This is a genomic window from Nonomuraea endophytica, assembly GCF_014203235.1.
GTDB classification, from domain to species: Bacteria; Actinomycetota; Actinomycetes; order Streptosporangiales; family Streptosporangiaceae; genus Nonomuraea; species Nonomuraea endophytica.
Map to the genome: position 1 here is coordinate 1 of NZ_JACHIN010000036.1, position 15,261 is coordinate 15,261.

Annotated in this window: 16 protein-coding genes and 1 pseudogene; 11 read left to right on the forward strand and 6 right to left on the reverse strand. The window is 67.7% G+C overall.

What is annotated here, in order from left to right; all coding sequences use genetic code 11:
• The first annotated feature begins 281 nt into the window (after positions 1-281).
• Positions 282-752: a hypothetical protein gene (locus tag HNR40_RS53145; RefSeq protein WP_184976540.1), complete on the forward strand. Its 471-nt coding sequence runs from the start codon at positions 282-284 to the stop codon at positions 750-752.
• Between the two features lie 14 nt (positions 753-766).
• Positions 767-1,234 carry an epoxide hydrolase N-terminal domain-containing protein gene (locus HNR40_RS53150; protein WP_184976542.1) on the forward strand — a complete coding sequence of 156 codons (468 nt, stop codon included), beginning with the start codon at positions 767-769 and terminating at the stop codon, positions 1,232-1,234.
• Here the strand turns inward: HNR40_RS53150 and HNR40_RS53155 are convergent.
• The 3 genes from HNR40_RS53155 to HNR40_RS53165 all read right to left on the reverse strand — a co-directional run bounded on the left by HNR40_RS53155 (position 1,120) and on the right by HNR40_RS53165 (position 3,917).
• Positions 1,120-1,725, reverse strand: coding sequence for a dihydrofolate reductase family protein (locus HNR40_RS53155; RefSeq protein ID WP_184976544.1), 606 nt, complete (start codon positions 1,723-1,725; stop codon positions 1,120-1,122). The genes HNR40_RS53150 and HNR40_RS53155 overlap by 115 nt on opposite strands.
• A 799-nt stretch (positions 1,726-2,524) precedes the next feature.
• Positions 2,525-3,364 (reverse strand): SRPBCC family protein, encoded by an 840-nt coding sequence (locus HNR40_RS53160; RefSeq protein WP_184976546.1) that lies wholly within the window; start codon positions 3,362-3,364, stop codon positions 2,525-2,527.
• Positions 3,357-3,917: a winged helix-turn-helix domain-containing protein gene (locus tag HNR40_RS53165; RefSeq protein WP_184976548.1), complete on the reverse strand. Its 561-nt coding sequence runs from the start codon at positions 3,915-3,917 to the stop codon at positions 3,357-3,359. The genes HNR40_RS53160 and HNR40_RS53165 overlap by 8 nt, the downstream gene beginning before the upstream one ends.
• A gap of 899 nt (positions 3,918-4,816) precedes the next feature.
• Here HNR40_RS53165 and HNR40_RS58160 point away from each other — a divergent pair.
• Together HNR40_RS58160 and HNR40_RS53175 are read left to right on the forward strand one after the other, a co-directional pair.
• Positions 4,817-5,507, forward strand: a pseudogene (locus tag HNR40_RS58160) (IS982 family transposase); the annotation flags it as partial.
• Position 5,508: 1 nt separating this feature from the next.
• A complete protein-coding gene (locus HNR40_RS53175) occupies positions 5,509-5,901 on the forward strand; it encodes an MmyB family transcriptional regulator (protein WP_184976572.1) in 393 nt (130 codons plus the stop codon).
• A 276-nt stretch (positions 5,902-6,177) separates the two neighbouring features.
• On the opposite strand, the gene HNR40_RS53180 is transcribed toward HNR40_RS53175, so the two are convergent.
• The 3 genes from HNR40_RS53180 to HNR40_RS53190 all read right to left on the reverse strand — a co-directional run bounded on the left by HNR40_RS53180 (position 6,178) and on the right by HNR40_RS53190 (position 9,114).
• Positions 6,178-6,783 carry a hypothetical protein gene (locus tag HNR40_RS53180; RefSeq protein ID WP_184976551.1) on the reverse strand — a complete coding sequence of 202 codons (606 nt, stop codon included), beginning with the start codon at positions 6,781-6,783 and terminating at the stop codon, positions 6,178-6,180.
• 258 nt (positions 6,784-7,041) lie between these two features.
• Positions 7,042-8,526 (reverse strand): MDR family MFS transporter, encoded by a 1,485-nt coding sequence (locus HNR40_RS53185; protein WP_184976553.1) that lies wholly within the window; start codon positions 8,524-8,526, stop codon positions 7,042-7,044.
• A gap of 6 nt (positions 8,527-8,532) precedes the next feature.
• Positions 8,533-9,114, reverse strand: coding sequence for an NADPH-dependent FMN reductase (locus HNR40_RS53190; RefSeq protein WP_184976555.1), 582 nt, complete (start codon positions 9,112-9,114; stop codon positions 8,533-8,535).
• 111 nt (positions 9,115-9,225) lie between these two features.
• On the opposite strand from HNR40_RS53190, the gene HNR40_RS53195 reads away from it, so the two are divergent.
• From HNR40_RS53195 to HNR40_RS53225, 7 genes are all read left to right on the forward strand, one after another.
• Entirely contained in the window at positions 9,226-9,942 is a 717-nt protein-coding gene (locus HNR40_RS53195) for a TetR/AcrR family transcriptional regulator C-terminal domain-containing protein (RefSeq protein ID WP_184976557.1), read from the forward strand.
• A 268-nt stretch (positions 9,943-10,210) separates the two neighbouring features.
• Positions 10,211-11,224 carry a hypothetical protein gene (locus HNR40_RS53200; protein ID WP_184976559.1) on the forward strand — a complete coding sequence of 338 codons (1,014 nt, stop codon included), beginning with the start codon at positions 10,211-10,213 and terminating at the stop codon, positions 11,222-11,224.
• 8 nt (positions 11,225-11,232) lie between these two features.
• Complete coding sequence (locus HNR40_RS57770; protein WP_184976562.1) at positions 11,233-12,495, forward strand: sensor histidine kinase; 1,263 nt, start codon at positions 11,233-11,235, stop codon at positions 12,493-12,495.
• On the forward strand, positions 12,492-13,133 hold the full coding sequence (locus HNR40_RS53210; RefSeq protein WP_184976564.1) for a response regulator transcription factor: 642 nt from the start codon (positions 12,492-12,494) through the stop codon (positions 13,131-13,133). Before HNR40_RS57770 ends, HNR40_RS53210 begins: the two co-directional genes overlap by 4 nt.
• Positions 13,134-13,279: 146 nt before the next feature.
• Positions 13,280-13,672, forward strand: coding sequence for a hypothetical protein (locus tag HNR40_RS53215; RefSeq protein ID WP_184976566.1), 393 nt, complete (start codon positions 13,280-13,282; stop codon positions 13,670-13,672).
• Between the two features lie 62 nt (positions 13,673-13,734).
• Positions 13,735-13,929, forward strand: a complete 195-nt coding sequence (locus HNR40_RS53220) for a hypothetical protein (protein WP_184976568.1) — start codon at positions 13,735-13,737, stop codon at positions 13,927-13,929.
• Between the two features lie 737 nt (positions 13,930-14,666).
• Positions 14,667-15,170: a hypothetical protein gene (locus HNR40_RS53225; RefSeq protein WP_184976570.1), complete on the forward strand. Its 504-nt coding sequence runs from the start codon at positions 14,667-14,669 to the stop codon at positions 15,168-15,170.
• The last annotated feature ends 91 nt before the right edge of the window (positions 15,171-15,261 follow it).

Consider the following 15,261-nt stretch of genomic DNA (forward strand, 5'->3'; position numbering starts at 1 on the left):
GTTCGGTCGCGCGAACTACGACCTCCTCCGCGCCATGGCTCTGCACAACTGAGATCACCGAACGTGATCGCTCCCCATTGATCGCGCCAGAGCCCGTTACTGAGCCGGAAGAGCATGATCAACTTCACCGATTCGAGCCGCCCGGGCAGCCTCAACCGCGTAACTGAGCCAGGTCACGACGTGTGCGTGTCGTCTGGACTGGGTCAGCCCATTCCATGATTCCTTGGTGGTCCATCAAGGGCTCGCCAAAGGGGGCGATCATTGCGCGGAAGGCGTACCACGTGGTCGACATCGCAGAGAGCCTGATGCATTGGCGTGCCAGCCGTTCCGTCAGAAAGATCGCCAACAGCCTGGGTGTCGCACGTAACACCCTGGCCAGGTGCCTGGCTCCGGCGATCGCCGAGGGCATCACGCCCTGCGACGACCCCCTCAGCGCGACGGAATGGGCCGAATGGATCCACCTGTGGCTTCCCGCCCTGCGTGACATCAAGCTGCGTCGAACGGCCTGGCCGCTGATCGAATATCACCGCGACCCAACCGGGCCGAAATCCGATCCTGATTCGCTCAACCAGCGCTTCCCGGGTGGACGGTCCCCCCTCACCGAGACCTGCGACTTCACCACCTCGCCGTGGGGCGAGCGCGTAGTGGGATCCGCCTGGGGCCGGCGCGATGCTGAAGGCATCGAGAAGACCTTGCCCCGGCTCAAGGCTGTCCTCGAGAGGGGTCAGAGAAACCCTTGGAGACTCCAGTGACCCAACACACACCCATGATCGCTGTCACCGACGGCGAGCTGGACGAGCTGCGCTCCCGGCTGCGCCACACCCGCTGGCCCACCCCGTGGCCGATCGGCGCGTGGGAGGCCGGCACCGACCCCGGCGAACTGCGACGCCTGGTCACCTGTCGGGCCTCCGGCTACGACTGGCGTGTCCACGAGGCCACCATCAACGCGCTGCCGTCCCACGTCGCGGACATCGACGGCACCCCGGTCCACTACCTGCGCTTCGACGGCGATCAACCCGGCGCCCTGCCGATCGTGCTGACCAACGGCTGGCCGAGTTCCTTCCTCGAACTGATCACCCTCGCCCGCCGGTTGGCCACGCCGCGGCGGACGGGGCGACGTCACGCAGGGGCGCCGAGCGGCGGGTGCTCGAGCACGCGGGGCTTGTACTCGACCAGCTGGATGCGGCCGTCGAAGAGGCGGTGCTCGATCATCTCGAGGGCGACGTCCGGATAGCCGTCGTAGATGCGTTCTGCGCCCGTGGCCCCGGTGATCACCGGGAACATCACGACCCGGAAGCGGTCGACGAGTCCGGCTCGTAGCAGGGACCGGCACAGGCTGAGGCTGCCGATCGTGCTAAGGAGTCCCGAGCCACTCGACTTCATGGCGCGGACCGCCTCGACGGCGTCGTCGCGGACGAGCGTGGAGTTGGCCCACGTCAGTGGCTCCTCGAGTGAAGAGGAGAACACCACCTTGGACGCTTGCGCCAGCCCGTCGACGGACGCCTCTTCTTCTGGCCTGAACTCGTCTTGGCCATCCGGGACCTCGCCGGCGCCGAAGCCCGACATCAGGCGGTAGGTGTTCGCTCCCATCAGGAGGGTGGCCTCGGGCTGCTCGCCGAGCCATGCGAGGTACTCCGGGCCCTCGAGGCCCCAGAATCCGGGCCATCCCTCTCCCGATGCGTGGCCGTCGAGGGAGGTGATGAAGTCGACGAGAAGCTCTGACATGGCGGTGTCCTTTCCTAGGGTGTTACGAGGTTGACCGGCCGGGAGCCACAAACTCATCGGCCGCGCTGTGGGGTAACGAGAAATCCATCGCCTCGCCAGTACGCCCCACGAACTGTGTTGCGGAGCGCTCGACGTGCGCCCAGCATGCCTTCGCGCCCGCGCCTAGCGAGGGCATCCCACGGATCCGACGCTCGCAGCGACGATCCCTACCCGCGCGATCTCGAAACCGGGGCGTTGGTCCTGGAGGGTCGTTCCAACCTGGGGCCGGTTGTCCCGTCATCAGGCTCTGATCAGGGTGCTACTTGATGAGAGCCACGACCACCCAGCGCCGCCAGGGCAACGGCCAAGGCGAATACGAGACCGGGAGAAACCGTGGGAACGGATCAAGCCGCGAGGCTGAGCGCCTGATCTGAGTTGGGGTACCAGCGGGCGAAGTCGGCTTCCAGGTCGTGGTTGAGGATGCGGGTGCGAATCTGAGGAGGTGGACGCCGCGCGGAGATCCCGCCCCGCCTCGAGGAGCGCAGCCACCTGCGCGATCAGTATCGGGTCTCCGCCGACCTCGTCCGCTCCCACCAGATCGGGGTCGCGTCCGGCTGGATCGAGACCGCCGGGCAGCGCACCGAGGCCACCCCGGATACCGCCGTCCGCATCACCGACCCCGTAGGCGGCGGCACCGGCTGGGGCAACTGCCAGCCCATCGCCGCAGGCCCCTGGCCCGACCTGGGACTGCCCGATGAACCCTGGATGTGACCACAACGAAGAGACCGCCGTCAGATGACGGTGGTCCCGGCAAAGCTGGTCAGGCAGTCTGCACCCAGATCGGCTGCCAGTCCGCGAGGTCGTGGTAGCGGCGGAGCTCGGCGAGCCCGGACACGTTGCCCAGCCAGCCGTCGTACGGCGGGTTCTGCTCGTCGAATCCGCTCTGCACCATGGTCAGGCGGGTCTTGCCGTCGGAGTCGGCCAGCTCCCAGGTCGTGACACCCGGGCCACCCCAGTCGACGGCCACCCGGCTGCCCGGCTCCAGGTCGACGACCTTCGCGGCGTGCCCGGACTCGAAACCGCCCATCGAATAGCGGCCGCCGACCCACGGCTCGATTCCGATTGGGAACCCGAACCAGGCAGAGACCTTCTCCGAGTCGATCAGTGATTGGTACACCTGCTCGCGTGGAGCGTCGATGAGGGCCTCGTCGCGCATGACCGCGGAGGTGAAGTCGGCCTTGACGTTGAGCGCCCGGCCCTCCAGGTGGTCGACGAGGTTGGCCAGGGACAGGCACCAGAACGTCTGCATGACGCCCCGGATACTGGAGCCCGACATCTGCTCCTCACGGTCGTAGTGGCTCTGCGTCAGCGACACGATCGTGCTGTCGGGTCCCTCGTCGGCCACGGAGATCTCGACGGTCGTGTCGACGCCGTCCAGCGGCCACACGAACCGCAGCGCGCTGTCGTCGGCGTGCAGGACCCGCTGGCGCGGGGAGTCGCCCTCGGGCGTGTGCCGGCCCCAGAACTCAAAGCGGCCCGGCAGGTCGACCTCGGCGAACTCGGCCAGCCAGACCCGCAGCTCGGCGGCGTCCGTCAGGGCGTGCCGGACGGACTTGAGCGGCGCGGACACCCGCGCGCGCAACGTCATCGATTCAGTCATGAGGGGTGCTTTCCTTCGGGTAGCAGGCCACGGCCAGCTTGAAGGCATCGCCTTCGGCACCGCCGTAGCGCGTGAACAGATCCTGCAGCACGGTCTGCAGGTCGGTCAGGAACTCCTGGCGCCGCTCGGCCGGGACCCGGATCTCCCCGGACACACCGAGCGAGGGAAGCTCCCCGGTAGCCGGGTCGAGCGCGGCGACATCGGCCTGGACCTCTTCCATCAGGTCCAGCAGATGCCCCAGGCTCAGCGTGTCCCGGGTGCGGCGCAGCCCGATCCGGCCGACCAGGCGCGGCGACAGCCAGTACGAACGGGCGCTCGCCTGGTAGACGCCCTCCTGGAGGCCGCGGACCTTTCGTTCGGCGACCTTGGTCGCCAGGCCCGCGTCCACCAGCTTGCGCACGTGGTAGTAGACCCGCTGCTGGGTCTGGTCCAGCCGCTCCGCGACCTCGGTACAGCTGCGCGGCTCGGCCAGCTGCCGCAACACCTCGATGCGCTGCGGCTTGAGCAGGGTCTCGGCCTGCTCGATCTCTTCCAGGTACAGGACGTCTCTCATCGCAAAAAGCAGTTTGTACATAAAAATTTCCTTTGTCAATAGTCCGTGCGGAGCACGCAACGACCCGAAAGGGAGTCAGCGGAGGGCGGTGAGCACCTAGAGGATCGACTCGCCGTACGCTCATTCCGGAAGCAGGCCCTGCGAGACCAGCGCGCACCTGTCCCTTCTCAATTGATCTTGCCTCTGGGTGAGCTTCTGACCAGGCGAAAGGCGATCCCGTCGTGAGACGGGACGTCGACGGAAATCTCACTCGATGGTGTCGGCCAGTCGAGGCCGCGAAGAACGCGGCGATCCCCGCACCCCACCCGAACATCAAGGCCACCACCGCCACGGCTTGGGTCGTCGCCGGTCCAGAGCGACAAGGGAGGTGAACATGACGGGCACCGGTGCGCACGCCAACGTGAGCGCCAACGCCAGAGCCAGGACGAACTCGATAGCGGTCCTGTCGTACCGGGCGATCAGCCAGCTCAGCTGATACCCCACAGTGAGCAAGGCGAAAAACCAGCAGACCTCCAAGGCGACAACGAGGCCCTTGCCGGAGCGAAAACGGGCAGGCGTCACGGCCCCACAGGTCCCCGGAACTCCAGCACGCCACGCTCTTCGCGCAGCCGGTCGCGTCTGCAGTCCCGCCCGTTGCGGGCGTGTCCATGATCGTCGTGGTCAGATTTGATCTTGCCACTCAGTGAGGCTCTGACCAGGCAAGAGGCAATCTCGGATGAGACGAGGCAGTAATCTCATTCAAACGTTGTCGGCCCGGCAAGGATCCCGGCCGGCATCTCACTTGATGTTGCCGGTCGGAGTGTTTCCCGATCCAAGTGTTGGCCTAGATGATTGATTCCAAGGGCTGCGGTTCAGCGGATCACCTGCGGGCATGGCGCGAGGATGTTCAAGATCGATTTGTGACGAAAGACCTGAACACCCTCGCCACCGCACTGGACGTGAAGATCGACGATCAGCTGATCGCTTTCCCCGGCCTCGCCCCCGAACGCCCCAAGACGGGCATCCAGCCCACCTTGAGCGATGCCGAACGGTAACCCCGGCCGTGCTGTCAGCCCTGCTCGGCTTCACCTCCGAACGGCGCCGGCCGCGCTATGCGCTCGCCCACTTGACGGGGTTGTTCCCCTACCTGCCCGGCCAGTCCGGCGACCACAAACGCCTGCGCACCGGCTGCCGGTCTCCTCCTTCGTCTGATCCGTACCCCGGGCCGGGACACCAGCCTGTGGAGCGACGAGGTGTGGGTGGCCGATTCCACCCCCGGTCGAGTGCGGCCGTTCCGCCAGACGGCTCAGCGCAGCGATCTGGCCGGCCGGGCCGCATACGGCTCCCGCGCCTCGCACTCGCAGTTCTTCCGGGGCCTACGCCCGCACCTGCTGTGCACGCTGGGCGGCCTGCCCGTCACCTTCGCCCTGACCGGCGCCAAAGCCGACGAACGCCACACGCTCGCCACACGCTCGCCACGCGCTGCCGAGCATCCTCCAAACCGACCCCGGCCTGCTGGAGCGCCACCGCGGCCAGAACCTGATCACCCACATGCAGTACCACGGCCGCGACTTCGAACACGCCCTGGCCACCGAAGGAATACGCCTGCTTCCTGGACGAGGCGAGCAGGGAGGTCTTCGTCGACTGGACGAAGAAGGCCAGGGAGGTCGTCGCCTACCTGCGGTTGAAGGCGGCCCAGTACCCGGACGACGTCCGGCCGGCGGCGCTGGTCGGCGAGCTGTCGGTGAAGAACGCGCACTTCCGCCGCTGGTGGGCCGATCACAACGTGCTGGAGAAGACACGCGGGACCAAGCTGATCCGCCACCCGGTGGTGGGCGAGCTGTCACTGAGCGTCCAGTCATTCACGGTCACCGGAGAGGCCGACCAGGTACGGGTGGCCTATGCCGCCGAGCCCGATTCGCCCTCGCAGGAGGCGCTGCGGTTGCTGGCGAGCGGTCCCTGCCCGAACGGCAGGGCACGAGTCCATGAGACCCCGGGCACATGATCGCGGCCGCCGGCGCCCTGGTCGCCGGCGCGTTTCCGGCTCAGGCCGCGCCCACGGGTCCGGTCGGCGTGCTCAGGACCATGGTGAAGCCCGGCCTGGGCGTGCGCGACCCGGCCGCGCTGGCCGCCCTGCTCAAGCGCACCGGCGAAGTCACCTTCGGGGCAGCTCCGCACGATCTCACGGTGGTTCGCCGCGATCCACCCGATGCCACGCAGCTACAACCCGGTCACCGTGCCGTCGGGCCTCCTGCGCAGCTGGTATCTGCTCGTCGGATTCCTAATCAACGGGTTGCCGTACGAGCCAGATCATCTTGGGCGGAAAACTACCGCTTGGGTAGACGCCCATCCGAGCGTATTCAGCAGTAAACGGATCATTGCGCTCGAGGCAGGCCCGGTAGACAAACGGCCAGTTTATTCCGCCAGTATCGGGCGAGCAGAAGACATACCGGTTTCCGCCTTGTCCATACGCCTGCCACAGAGTTGACGGGCTGGTGCACTTCTTGATGACGGGTGCGTATCCAACATACCCGGGCGTTTGTTTGCCGTCCCGTGAAAGACATCCGCCGGCGGTCTCGTACAGTCGACTTCTGAGGCGGACTCGACCCATCGGGCCGGCCGCAGGGAAGGTAATCTTCCAGTGGAAGCCCTTGAAGATTGTCCGTGTCTTGCTGTTTACCCGGACGAAACCGTCGCGCCCGGCGTCCAGTGAACTCGGATTGTTGGGAGGCCTGTGATCAGGCACGATAGATTCAAGGATGAACCACCCAGCCGGATAGGCCTTAACAACCTGCGCCATGCTCGGTTCGGGTAGGGCCACCGGCGCGCCCTGAATCAGGGCGGCGACAATAATAGCGGCCTTTCGGCAACACAGGTGCCCGCTCATGGATTACCCCCTGATACGAGACTTGTACCGTTGGACATCCACGGCGCGAGTGAAGCTTGTCGGACTCCGCTCATTCCTGCAAAGCACATTAGCACAAATCCACTGCCCGATATTCAGTCGACCGCATGAGAATGTCAAAAATGCCTACAGGAAACCACGCCTTCCGGTCCAGCATGACCGGAAAATGATCTGCCATCCAGGCGCGATGGCACGCAGAGCGGCAGCACCCGTGAAAGTCGTACCTGCGCGCTGAGTCGATCAGCGTTGCTTGATCGACTGGTTTACCAGGTCCTCGGCGGGGCCGGTGCGCAGTGGGGTTTCGCGGATCAGCCAGGCGATGGTGAAGGCGGCGACGGACAGTGCGGCGGCGCCGATGAGGATGACGTGCAGGCCTGCGGTGACGGCCGGCCGGACCGCGTCGGCCACCTGGGCGGGCAGGCCCGGCAGCAGAGTGGGGGTGAGGTCGCCTTGCGTGGTCAGCCGGTCGGCGGCCGCCGGTCCCAGGTGGGAGGCCAGGTCGCCGCGTACCTGGACGGCGTACAGGGTGCCCAGCAGGGCGATGCCGAGCGAGCCGCCGATCGTGCGCAGCAGCGTGAGGGTGCCGCCGGCCGCGCCCATGTCGCGGGGGTCGGCGCTGTTCATGGTGATGAGGGTGGTGCTCTGCAGTACCAGGCCCAGCCCCGCTCCGATGGGGAGGGTCAGGGCCGAGGCGAGCGCAACGGGGGTGTCTCCGTCAAGGGGGAACAGTGCCAGCGCGCCGCCGGCCATGAGGGCCGCGCCGAGGATCGGGTAGCTGCGGTAGCGGCCGCTTGCGCTGATGAGGCGGCCGGTGAGCAGCTGGGCGCCGAGCATGCCGAACATCAGCGGGAGCAGGAGCATGCCGCTGACCGCCGGGGAGGAACCCTGCACGAGCTGCAGGTACTGCGGCAGGTAGTTGGTGACGGTGAGCATCACCGCGCCGACCAGGACGCTCAGGACCTGGGCGAGGGTGAAGTTCCGGTCGGCGAACAGCCGGGGCGGGATGATCGGCTCTGCGGTGCGGCGTTCGACGGCCACGAACGCGGCCAGGGCGAACGCGCTGATCGCGCCGAGCGCCCATGGCCAGGAGGTGCCGCCCGCCAGCAGGGTCAGGGCCACGATGGCGACGGTCAGCAGCACGGCTCCGGCGTAGTCGATGCGCGGCCGGCCGCGTTCCGTGGGCGGAAGGTGGATCCGGGTGGCGATGAGCAGCAGGGCGAGAGCACCGACGGGCAGATTGACGTAGAAGGTCCAGCGCCAGCTGAGGTGGTCGGTGAGCAGCCCGCCCAGCAGCGGCCCGCCGACGTAGGCGACGGGCATGATGGCGCCGATCATCGACTGCAGCCGGCCGCTGTCTCGGGGTGGGACGAGCACGCCGATGATGGCCAGCGCGCCGACCATGAGCCCGCCCGCGCCCAGCCCCTGCACGGCGCGGAAGGCGATGAGCTGCGGCATGGTCTGGGCCAGGCCGCACAGCGCGGATCCGGCCAGGAACAGCGCGATGGAGCAGACGAAGGTGGCCTTGCGGCCGAGCAGGTCGCCGACCTTGCCCCAGATCGGGGTGGTCGCCCCAGCTGCCAGCATGTACGCGGTCACCACCCCCGGCAGCTGGTCCAGGCCACCGAGGTCGCCGGCGATGGTGGGGAGCGCGGTGCCCACGATCAGGCCGTCGAGCATGGCCAGGAACATGCCGGTTAGCAGCCCGAAGACACCCAGGCGTGTCATGACGCCTCAGACGGTGTAGGGGCGGGCGGTCCTGGCATCGCGCAGCGCGTGCGCCCACCAGGCGAGCCGGTCCAGCATGACCTTGGCGGCGGCATCGGCGCCCGGGTCGAGAGCCTTGCCGTCGCCGTCGAACTGCGCCCACGGATGCTGCAGGCCCACGCTGTCACGCAAGGTGACGGCGTGCAGCTCGGCCAGGACGAGCCGGAGCTGCTCGACCGCGCGCAGCCCGGCGGAGAAGGCGCCGTAGGAGACGAAGGCGACGGGCTTGGCCTGCCATTCGACGCCGTGCCAGTCGATGGCGTTCTTCAGCGCGGCCGGGAAACTGTGGTTGTACTCGGGTGTCACGATGACGAAGGCGTCGGCCGACGCCAGGCGCGGCGAGACGGCCGCCAGCAGATCCCTGTCCTCTTGAGAGGCCGGTGGCCGGCCGAGCACCGGCAAGATGGCCGGCAGCGGGGTTTCGACCAAGTCGATCAGGTCGGCGCTCATGTCGTCGCGCTGATGAAGGTGGTCCAGCAGCCAGTTCGCCACGGCGGGGCCGAAGCGTCCCTCACGGGTGCTGCCGAGAATGACGGCGATCTTGAACACTTGTCTTTCCTTTGTGTACGCTGTATCGAGCGGATACAACGTACACACACGAGTATACGATGTCCACTTCCGGTACGTTGTATCGGCAGGCGAGGAGAAGGGGACAACGCCATGGCCACCGACAGGAGCGCACCGCTGTGGGAACGGCTGGAACGGCCCGCACCGGTCCCCCGCCAGACGTTGTCTCCCCAGCGCATCGCCATGGCCGCCGTCGCGGTCGCCGACGCCGAGGGCCTGGAGGCCATCACCATGCGCCGCCTGGCCACGGAACTGGGCGTCGCTCCCATGGCGCCCTACCGCTACGTGTCAGGCAAGGACGACCTGCTGGAACTCATGGTCGAACACGTCTACGCAGGCATGCGCCTGCCCGGCGGTCTCGGCTGGCGGGAGAGCCTGCACGCCCTGGCCGTGGGCACTCGCGAGCTGATGCTGGAGCACCGGTGGCTGGCTCAGCTCCCACCGCAATCCAAGCTCGCCCTGACGCCCGGCCGCATGGCCGTGGCCGAGCAGTCTCTGACGGCGCTCGACGGCCTCGGCCTGGACCCCGACACGATGATGGGCATCTTCCGCAGCGTGGACGCCTACGTGCAGGGTGCCATGAGTTACGACAGCGCCGTCGATGCGTTCATGAGCGAGCAGAGCCTGTCCAGCGGCGACGAACTGCGCACCGAACTCGCCCCCCTCATGGCCTGGCACATGCGCACCGGCCATTACCCCACCTACCAGCACTACCTGAGCACCGCCACCCGCAAGGACGACAGGCGATGGCAGTTCGACCTCGGCCTCAACTGCCTCCTCGACGGCATCGCCGTCCGCCTGAACATGTGAGGCTCAAGCAGACCGCGAACAACCCGCGCCGTGCGGCGAGACGGACAGACGAGTCGTCACACGCTCGCGAGTGTCGGGTTCATCGCCAGGCGGTCGGGGCTTCGGCGTTCTACGGCCGCGCCTGTCAGTGACCGAACTGCCGCCGACCTGCGGTGGCGGTCCGGCTGAGAGGTCCTCCGCTGGGACGACGCCGTCGCGACCTCCGGAGGAGGGGGGTGAGACCCGGTGACGATGTGCGGGGCATCGCCGCGGCGGCAGATTGGGCCGGGTGAACACCTCTGCTCCAGGAAGCCGCCGGACGATCGTGCCGGTCCTGATCATCGTCGTCTGGTCCGTGAGCTATCTGGCCCTCGGGCTGCTCTGGGCTTTCGGCGGACCCGGATATCCGTTCGACGCCGGCCGTACGGGGGCGGGCGGCACGCTGCTCGATCCTCTTCCGGCGGCGGTCGGCGGGGGCCTGCTGGTGATGTCCGCGCTGGTGGCCGGCGCCGTCGCCGTGCTCGCCGCCAGAGGCCCGCTCAACCGGGCCCCCGCCGTGGTGGCTGTCGTGGCCGGCGCCATCCTGGCGGTCCTCCTGCCCGATGTCCGCATCATGATGACCGCCGGCTACCTTCCGGTGATGCTGGCCGCCGCGCTGGCCGGCCAGGCAGAGTTCTCGATGATCGCGACCATGCTGACCTGGCCGAGCGTCAACCTGCTCATCCTGATGGCGGCCGGCGTCAGCCTGATGCTCTTGGGGGCACGCGCGCTGATCAGAGGGTCCAGACATCCAGGCAGCCCCGCTGGCGCGCTACGGATCGGGCGGTATGCGACCGCCGTCGCGGTCGCCGTCCCCGTCGTCTACGCCGTCACCCGTTTCGGCTGGCTCCTGGGCGTGCCCGTCGGTATCAGCGACCAGTTCCTGGCCGATATCGCCGAGATCACCCCGATCGGCGCCGGTCTCAGCACGCTCGGTCTCCTCGGCGCGGTCCTGACCCTCGGCTTGGTACGGCCGTGGGGTGAGAACTGGCCGCGCTGGGTGCCGTTCCTGCGCGGGCTGCCGATTCCGGCGCGACTCCCGGCCTGCACGGCTCTGGCCGTCTCCCTCCCCATCACCTCCGCCGGACTGATGTACGTGCGCAAGAAGCTCACCGGCGAGCAGGTTGGCCCGGCGGGCGCCGCCGGCGAGCTGGGCGCCTGGCTTCCGGAGATGTTGTGGCCGCTGTGGGGTGCGGCCCTGGCGGTGGCCGCGCTGGCCTACCTCGCACGCCGTCGGCACCCCGCTCACGCACGCCGACCATAATGGTGGACGTGCGAGAGTCCCGGTCTGCCGGCGCCGCGGTGGATTCCCTTCTCAACCGGCATCAGGTGAGCGCCGATGCCGTGCTCGCCGTTCTGCTCGTCCTGCCGCTCGGCCTGGTCTCGTTGGGCCTGCTCCAGGCCTCGGACAGTCCCCTGCCGCTCCGCCTGCTCGCGGGTCTCGGCCTGCTGGTGCTGCATGGTTGCGTCGTTCCGCGTCGGCTGCGCCCGCTGGCGGCGTACGGGCTGGCCGCGGCAGCGATGCTGCTGCTGGTGGCGTTGCCGCCGCTGCACGATCCAGGCGGCGCCTACTATCCGGCGGTGCTGCTGCCGAGCACGCTGGTCTTCGGGCTGCTGCTCTACACGGCGTCCGGCCGGCTCGACCTGCTGCCTGGCCTGGTCTGCCTGGCCGTCGCCCTGGCGGGGGTGGGCCTGCTCCTGGCGCGTCTGTGGAATCCGGCCTCGTGGGGCGGGTCGTCGGGTTCCTACGAGCTGGTCGCCTGGCGGATCGGGCTGTCGGTCGGCCTGGTCGCCGTGGCGGCGTGCCTGTGGTCGCTGGGCCGCCTCAGCCGGATGCGGGCGTTGTTCCTGTCCGAGCTCCGGGCGAAGGCCGAGCGGGCCGAGGCCGACCGTGCGCGGGAGCGGAATGAGGCGGCGCGGGCCGAGCGCGACCGCATCAGCCGCGAGATGCACGACGTGGTATCCCACTCGCTCGCCGTCATGGTCAGCCAGGCGGAGGGTGGCAGGCTTTCCGATCCAGACGCGCCAAGGGCGGATGTGTTCGCCACCATCGCCGGAGTCGGGCGCGAGGCCCTGCGCGACATGCGCGGGCTCCTGGGCGTGCTGCGCGCCGACGGCGGCACCGCTCCGCAACCGGGCCTCGGCGACCTGTCCGACCTGCTCGACCAGGTGCGCGATACGGGCGTACGCGTCGCCGTACAAGAGATCGGGGACGCCCGGCCGCTGCGCCCCGCCGCCGACCTGACCGCCTATCGCGTCATCCAAGAGGGGCTGACCAACGTGATCAAGCACGCGGGGGCGACGGCCGCGGCCGACCTGACGCTGGCGTGGCGCCCGGACGGACTGCACATCACCATCACGAACGATGGCGACGGACCGCCGGTAGAAGGGGCCGGCGCCGGGCTGACCGGGATGCGCGAACGGCTCAGCATGGTGGGAGGCACTCTGGAGGCCGGAAGACGCCCCGGCGCCGGCTTCGTACTGTCGGCCACCATGCCCTATGAGCCGAGGAGCCTCCCATCATCAGGATCATGATCGTCGATGATCAGGAACTGCTGCGCAACGGCCTGACCATGGTCGTCAGGTCCCAGCCCGACATGGAGGTGGCCGCCGAGGCTGCTGACGGCTTGGCGGCCCTGAAGGCGTTGGAGTCGCGGCGCGTCGACGTGGTGGTGATGGACATCCGCATGCCCCGGATGGACGGTGTCACCGCCACCCGGGAGATCCAGCGGCTGAACGACCCGCCGAAGGTGCTGGTGTTGACCACGTTCGACCTCGACGAGCACGCCCTGGCCGCGCTGCGGGCCGGTGCGAGCGGGTTCATGCTGAAGGACGCGCCAGGAGAGGAGATCATCGCTGCGATCCGGCACGTGCACCGGGGCGACTCGATCATCGCGCCCGCCACGACCCGGCGGCTCATCGGGCGGCTCGTCGCGAAGACCGACACCGACCCGGCGACCGTGCTCAAGGTGCTCACCGAGCGCGAGCGTGAAGTCTTCCTCAGCTTGGCCGGGGGCGCGTCCAATGCCGAGATCGGGGCCGAGTTGTTCTTGTCGGAAACCACGGTCAAGACCCACGTGGGGCGCATCCTGACCAAGCTCGGGCTGCGCGATCGGGTCCAGGCGGTGGTCCTGGCGTACGAATCCGGCGTTGTCACTCCTGGCGAGCGCTAAGCACCGGACCATCTTTCGCTTACAAGGTGTGCCTCCATTGAAAACTGGCGCAACTACTTGCTCGCGTAGTTAGCCAATCCTGGCGGGCACTGCCCGCCCGGGTGGGCCGATGTAGACGATCAGCTCAAACAGAATCCTGCGCAACCTTGGAGGTCGCCGTGGAAGGTCCAGATCTCGACAACGTCATCCCGTTGGAGGAGCTTGTAGCACGCACGCGTCAGGTCATATGGGCAGCTATGCCTGCCGCCCATGAAGCGATCTCGGCCCTTGAAGCTCGCTGTCGCGAGGACGGGGACATTCCGGGGCAACACGAGTATATTTTGGAGGTCAGTTCCGGGGTCTTCGAGGATGCGGTGGAGCGTGCAGATGATGAAGTTATTGCGACATTCTTCACAATGTGCGAGAACTTGCTCGAAATGCGCAGCGGATTGATATATGACAATGTGGACGACTATGTTGCTAAAAAGCTCCTCCGACACCATCCGCAACTGGTGGAAAGGGCGAGCCCTCACCTGCGAGAACTCATCGAGAGCCACTGAGCGAGTGCTGACGCTCGCATAGCACACCTGGACCAGACGAGTCCGAAGGCGCAGAGAAGCGAGTGGCGTTCGATGCATACCTGTGGCTGGCCACGCACATCGCGGTCCTGACCGGCCAGCTTGGTCAAGGTGCCCTCGTCCATGTGGAGCAAGAGCGGCTGGGCTACGCGGTGGCCCTGGCCGGTCCAGACTGCGGCCTCACCGAACCGGGCGCTACCGCGAACACCGCCCTGCGGGTGGTGAGCGAGGACCCGTAGGAGGACAGAAGGACCAGGCGCCGGGCCATACGCACCGCCCGCCCGCAGCAACCCCACGCGCGGTCGCGCCGCTTCGGGCACGGTCGGCGAGGTCACGCACCGTCCAGCCCGCGCGCGGCATCAATCGCGTCCGAGTGTGGCTTGAGGTCGTCGATTTCCAGCTCCTACGGCCACCGCGTTCCCGTCTCCGACCGGCGGTCCCCCGCCAAATCGATGCCTGTCAGGCGGGTCATGGGCAGGTCAGCGGTCGTGAAGTCGTCGAGAAACAGCCGCACGGTCTCCTCCCGCAAAGGCACAACGCACCCCAGCACTTCGCGGATGGCCTGTTCAGCCTGGATGACGAACCGCCCGACAAGGTGACCGTCGGGTAGGAGCGGTACGGCGAGCCGGGTTACTGTCACATTTGTTTGACAGTGCTCCATCGGGTGCTCGCCAACGACAAGTTCTGGGTGCATCTCAAGTAGAAATGCGGGCCGTCGGCGCGGCGAAAGCCGTACCGGCGGCCCCTGTCCCGATTCGCGAGGAGGAAAAGTGAGAGATGAGGAGCGGCTGTGGCATCTCACCCGGTCCTACGGCGGGCCAGGAATTCCTGGGCCTATGGGTGGAGAACTGGGGAGAGCGCGACACGGCGCGGCTCATGGGCGCGGATCTCGGGAGCGAAGTTCAGCTGAGCTGGGCGGAGCTGGGGAAACGCGACTTCTCCGAAGACGAGGGCGTGGTGTGGATCGGCCGGTTGAATGACCGATGGACCCAGGTGGTGCAGTACCACGGCGTTTCAGGCCATCGACGCTCTCGACGAGCTGTCAACGGGCGGCCGGGCGCTCGGGCTGAGCTGGCAGGTGAACGATCCCGGCACCCTCCTGTACGCGGCCAACGGCGGCTACCTGGCCGAGATGAGTATCACTCGGCCCAGGGCTCGTCGCGGCGGCGACCCGCACGCGCTCGACGTCTACGCGGAAGGGCTGCGGTTCGACTGGGCGGACACGAGCTGGCGAACCCATCCCGACCTGCTGCCCGGCTGGCTCGCCTACGAGGATTGGTCGGAGACGCATGGGGAGGAGGACGAGGAGGACATGCCCGCCGAGTGGGCGGACTTCACCCAGCTGTCTCTTGACGGTTACAGCCCACCCCTCGCGGAGTGCGTCACCTCCGCCTTCGTGCTCATCGGCCGCGTCACCGGCACGGAGTTCGGCCATGACTGGATGCAGGGCGCCCATTCCTGCTACCTGATCGACAACTAGATGGTTGATTCCAAGGCGGCTGCTTACGATCAATGGTCGTAGGCGGTGAGGGATCGGGCGGTGGGCTGGCCGGTCTTGTCGTTGTGCCAGA

Coding starts and splice junctions, on each gene's coding strand:
- HNR40_RS53150 (WP_184976542.1), top strand. CDS start 767: ATGATCGCTGTCACCGACGGCGAGCTGGACGAGCTGCGCTCCCGGCTG.
- HNR40_RS53155 (WP_184976544.1), bottom strand. CDS start 1,725: ATGTCAGAGCTTCTCGTCGACTTCATCACCTCCCTCGACGGCCACGCA.
- HNR40_RS53160 (WP_184976546.1), bottom strand. CDS start 3,364: ATGACTGAATCGATGACGTTGCGCGCGCGGGTGTCCGCGCCGCTCAAG.
- HNR40_RS53165 (WP_184976548.1), bottom strand. CDS start 3,917: ATGAGAGACGTCCTGTACCTGGAAGAGATCGAGCAGGCCGAGACCCTG.
- HNR40_RS53180 (WP_184976551.1), bottom strand. CDS start 6,783: ATGAGCGGGCACCTGTGTTGCCGAAAGGCCGCTATTATTGTCGCCGCC.
- HNR40_RS53185 (WP_184976553.1), bottom strand. CDS start 8,526: ATGACACGCCTGGGTGTCTTCGGGCTGCTAACCGGCATGTTCCTGGCC.
- HNR40_RS53195 (WP_184976557.1), top strand. CDS start 9,226: ATGGCCACCGACAGGAGCGCACCGCTGTGGGAACGGCTGGAACGGCCC.
- HNR40_RS53210 (WP_184976564.1), top strand. CDS start 12,492: ATGATCGTCGATGATCAGGAACTGCTGCGCAACGGCCTGACCATGGTC.
- HNR40_RS53225 (WP_184976570.1), top strand. CDS start 14,667: ATGACCGATGGACCCAGGTGGTGCAGTACCACGGCGTTTCAGGCCATC.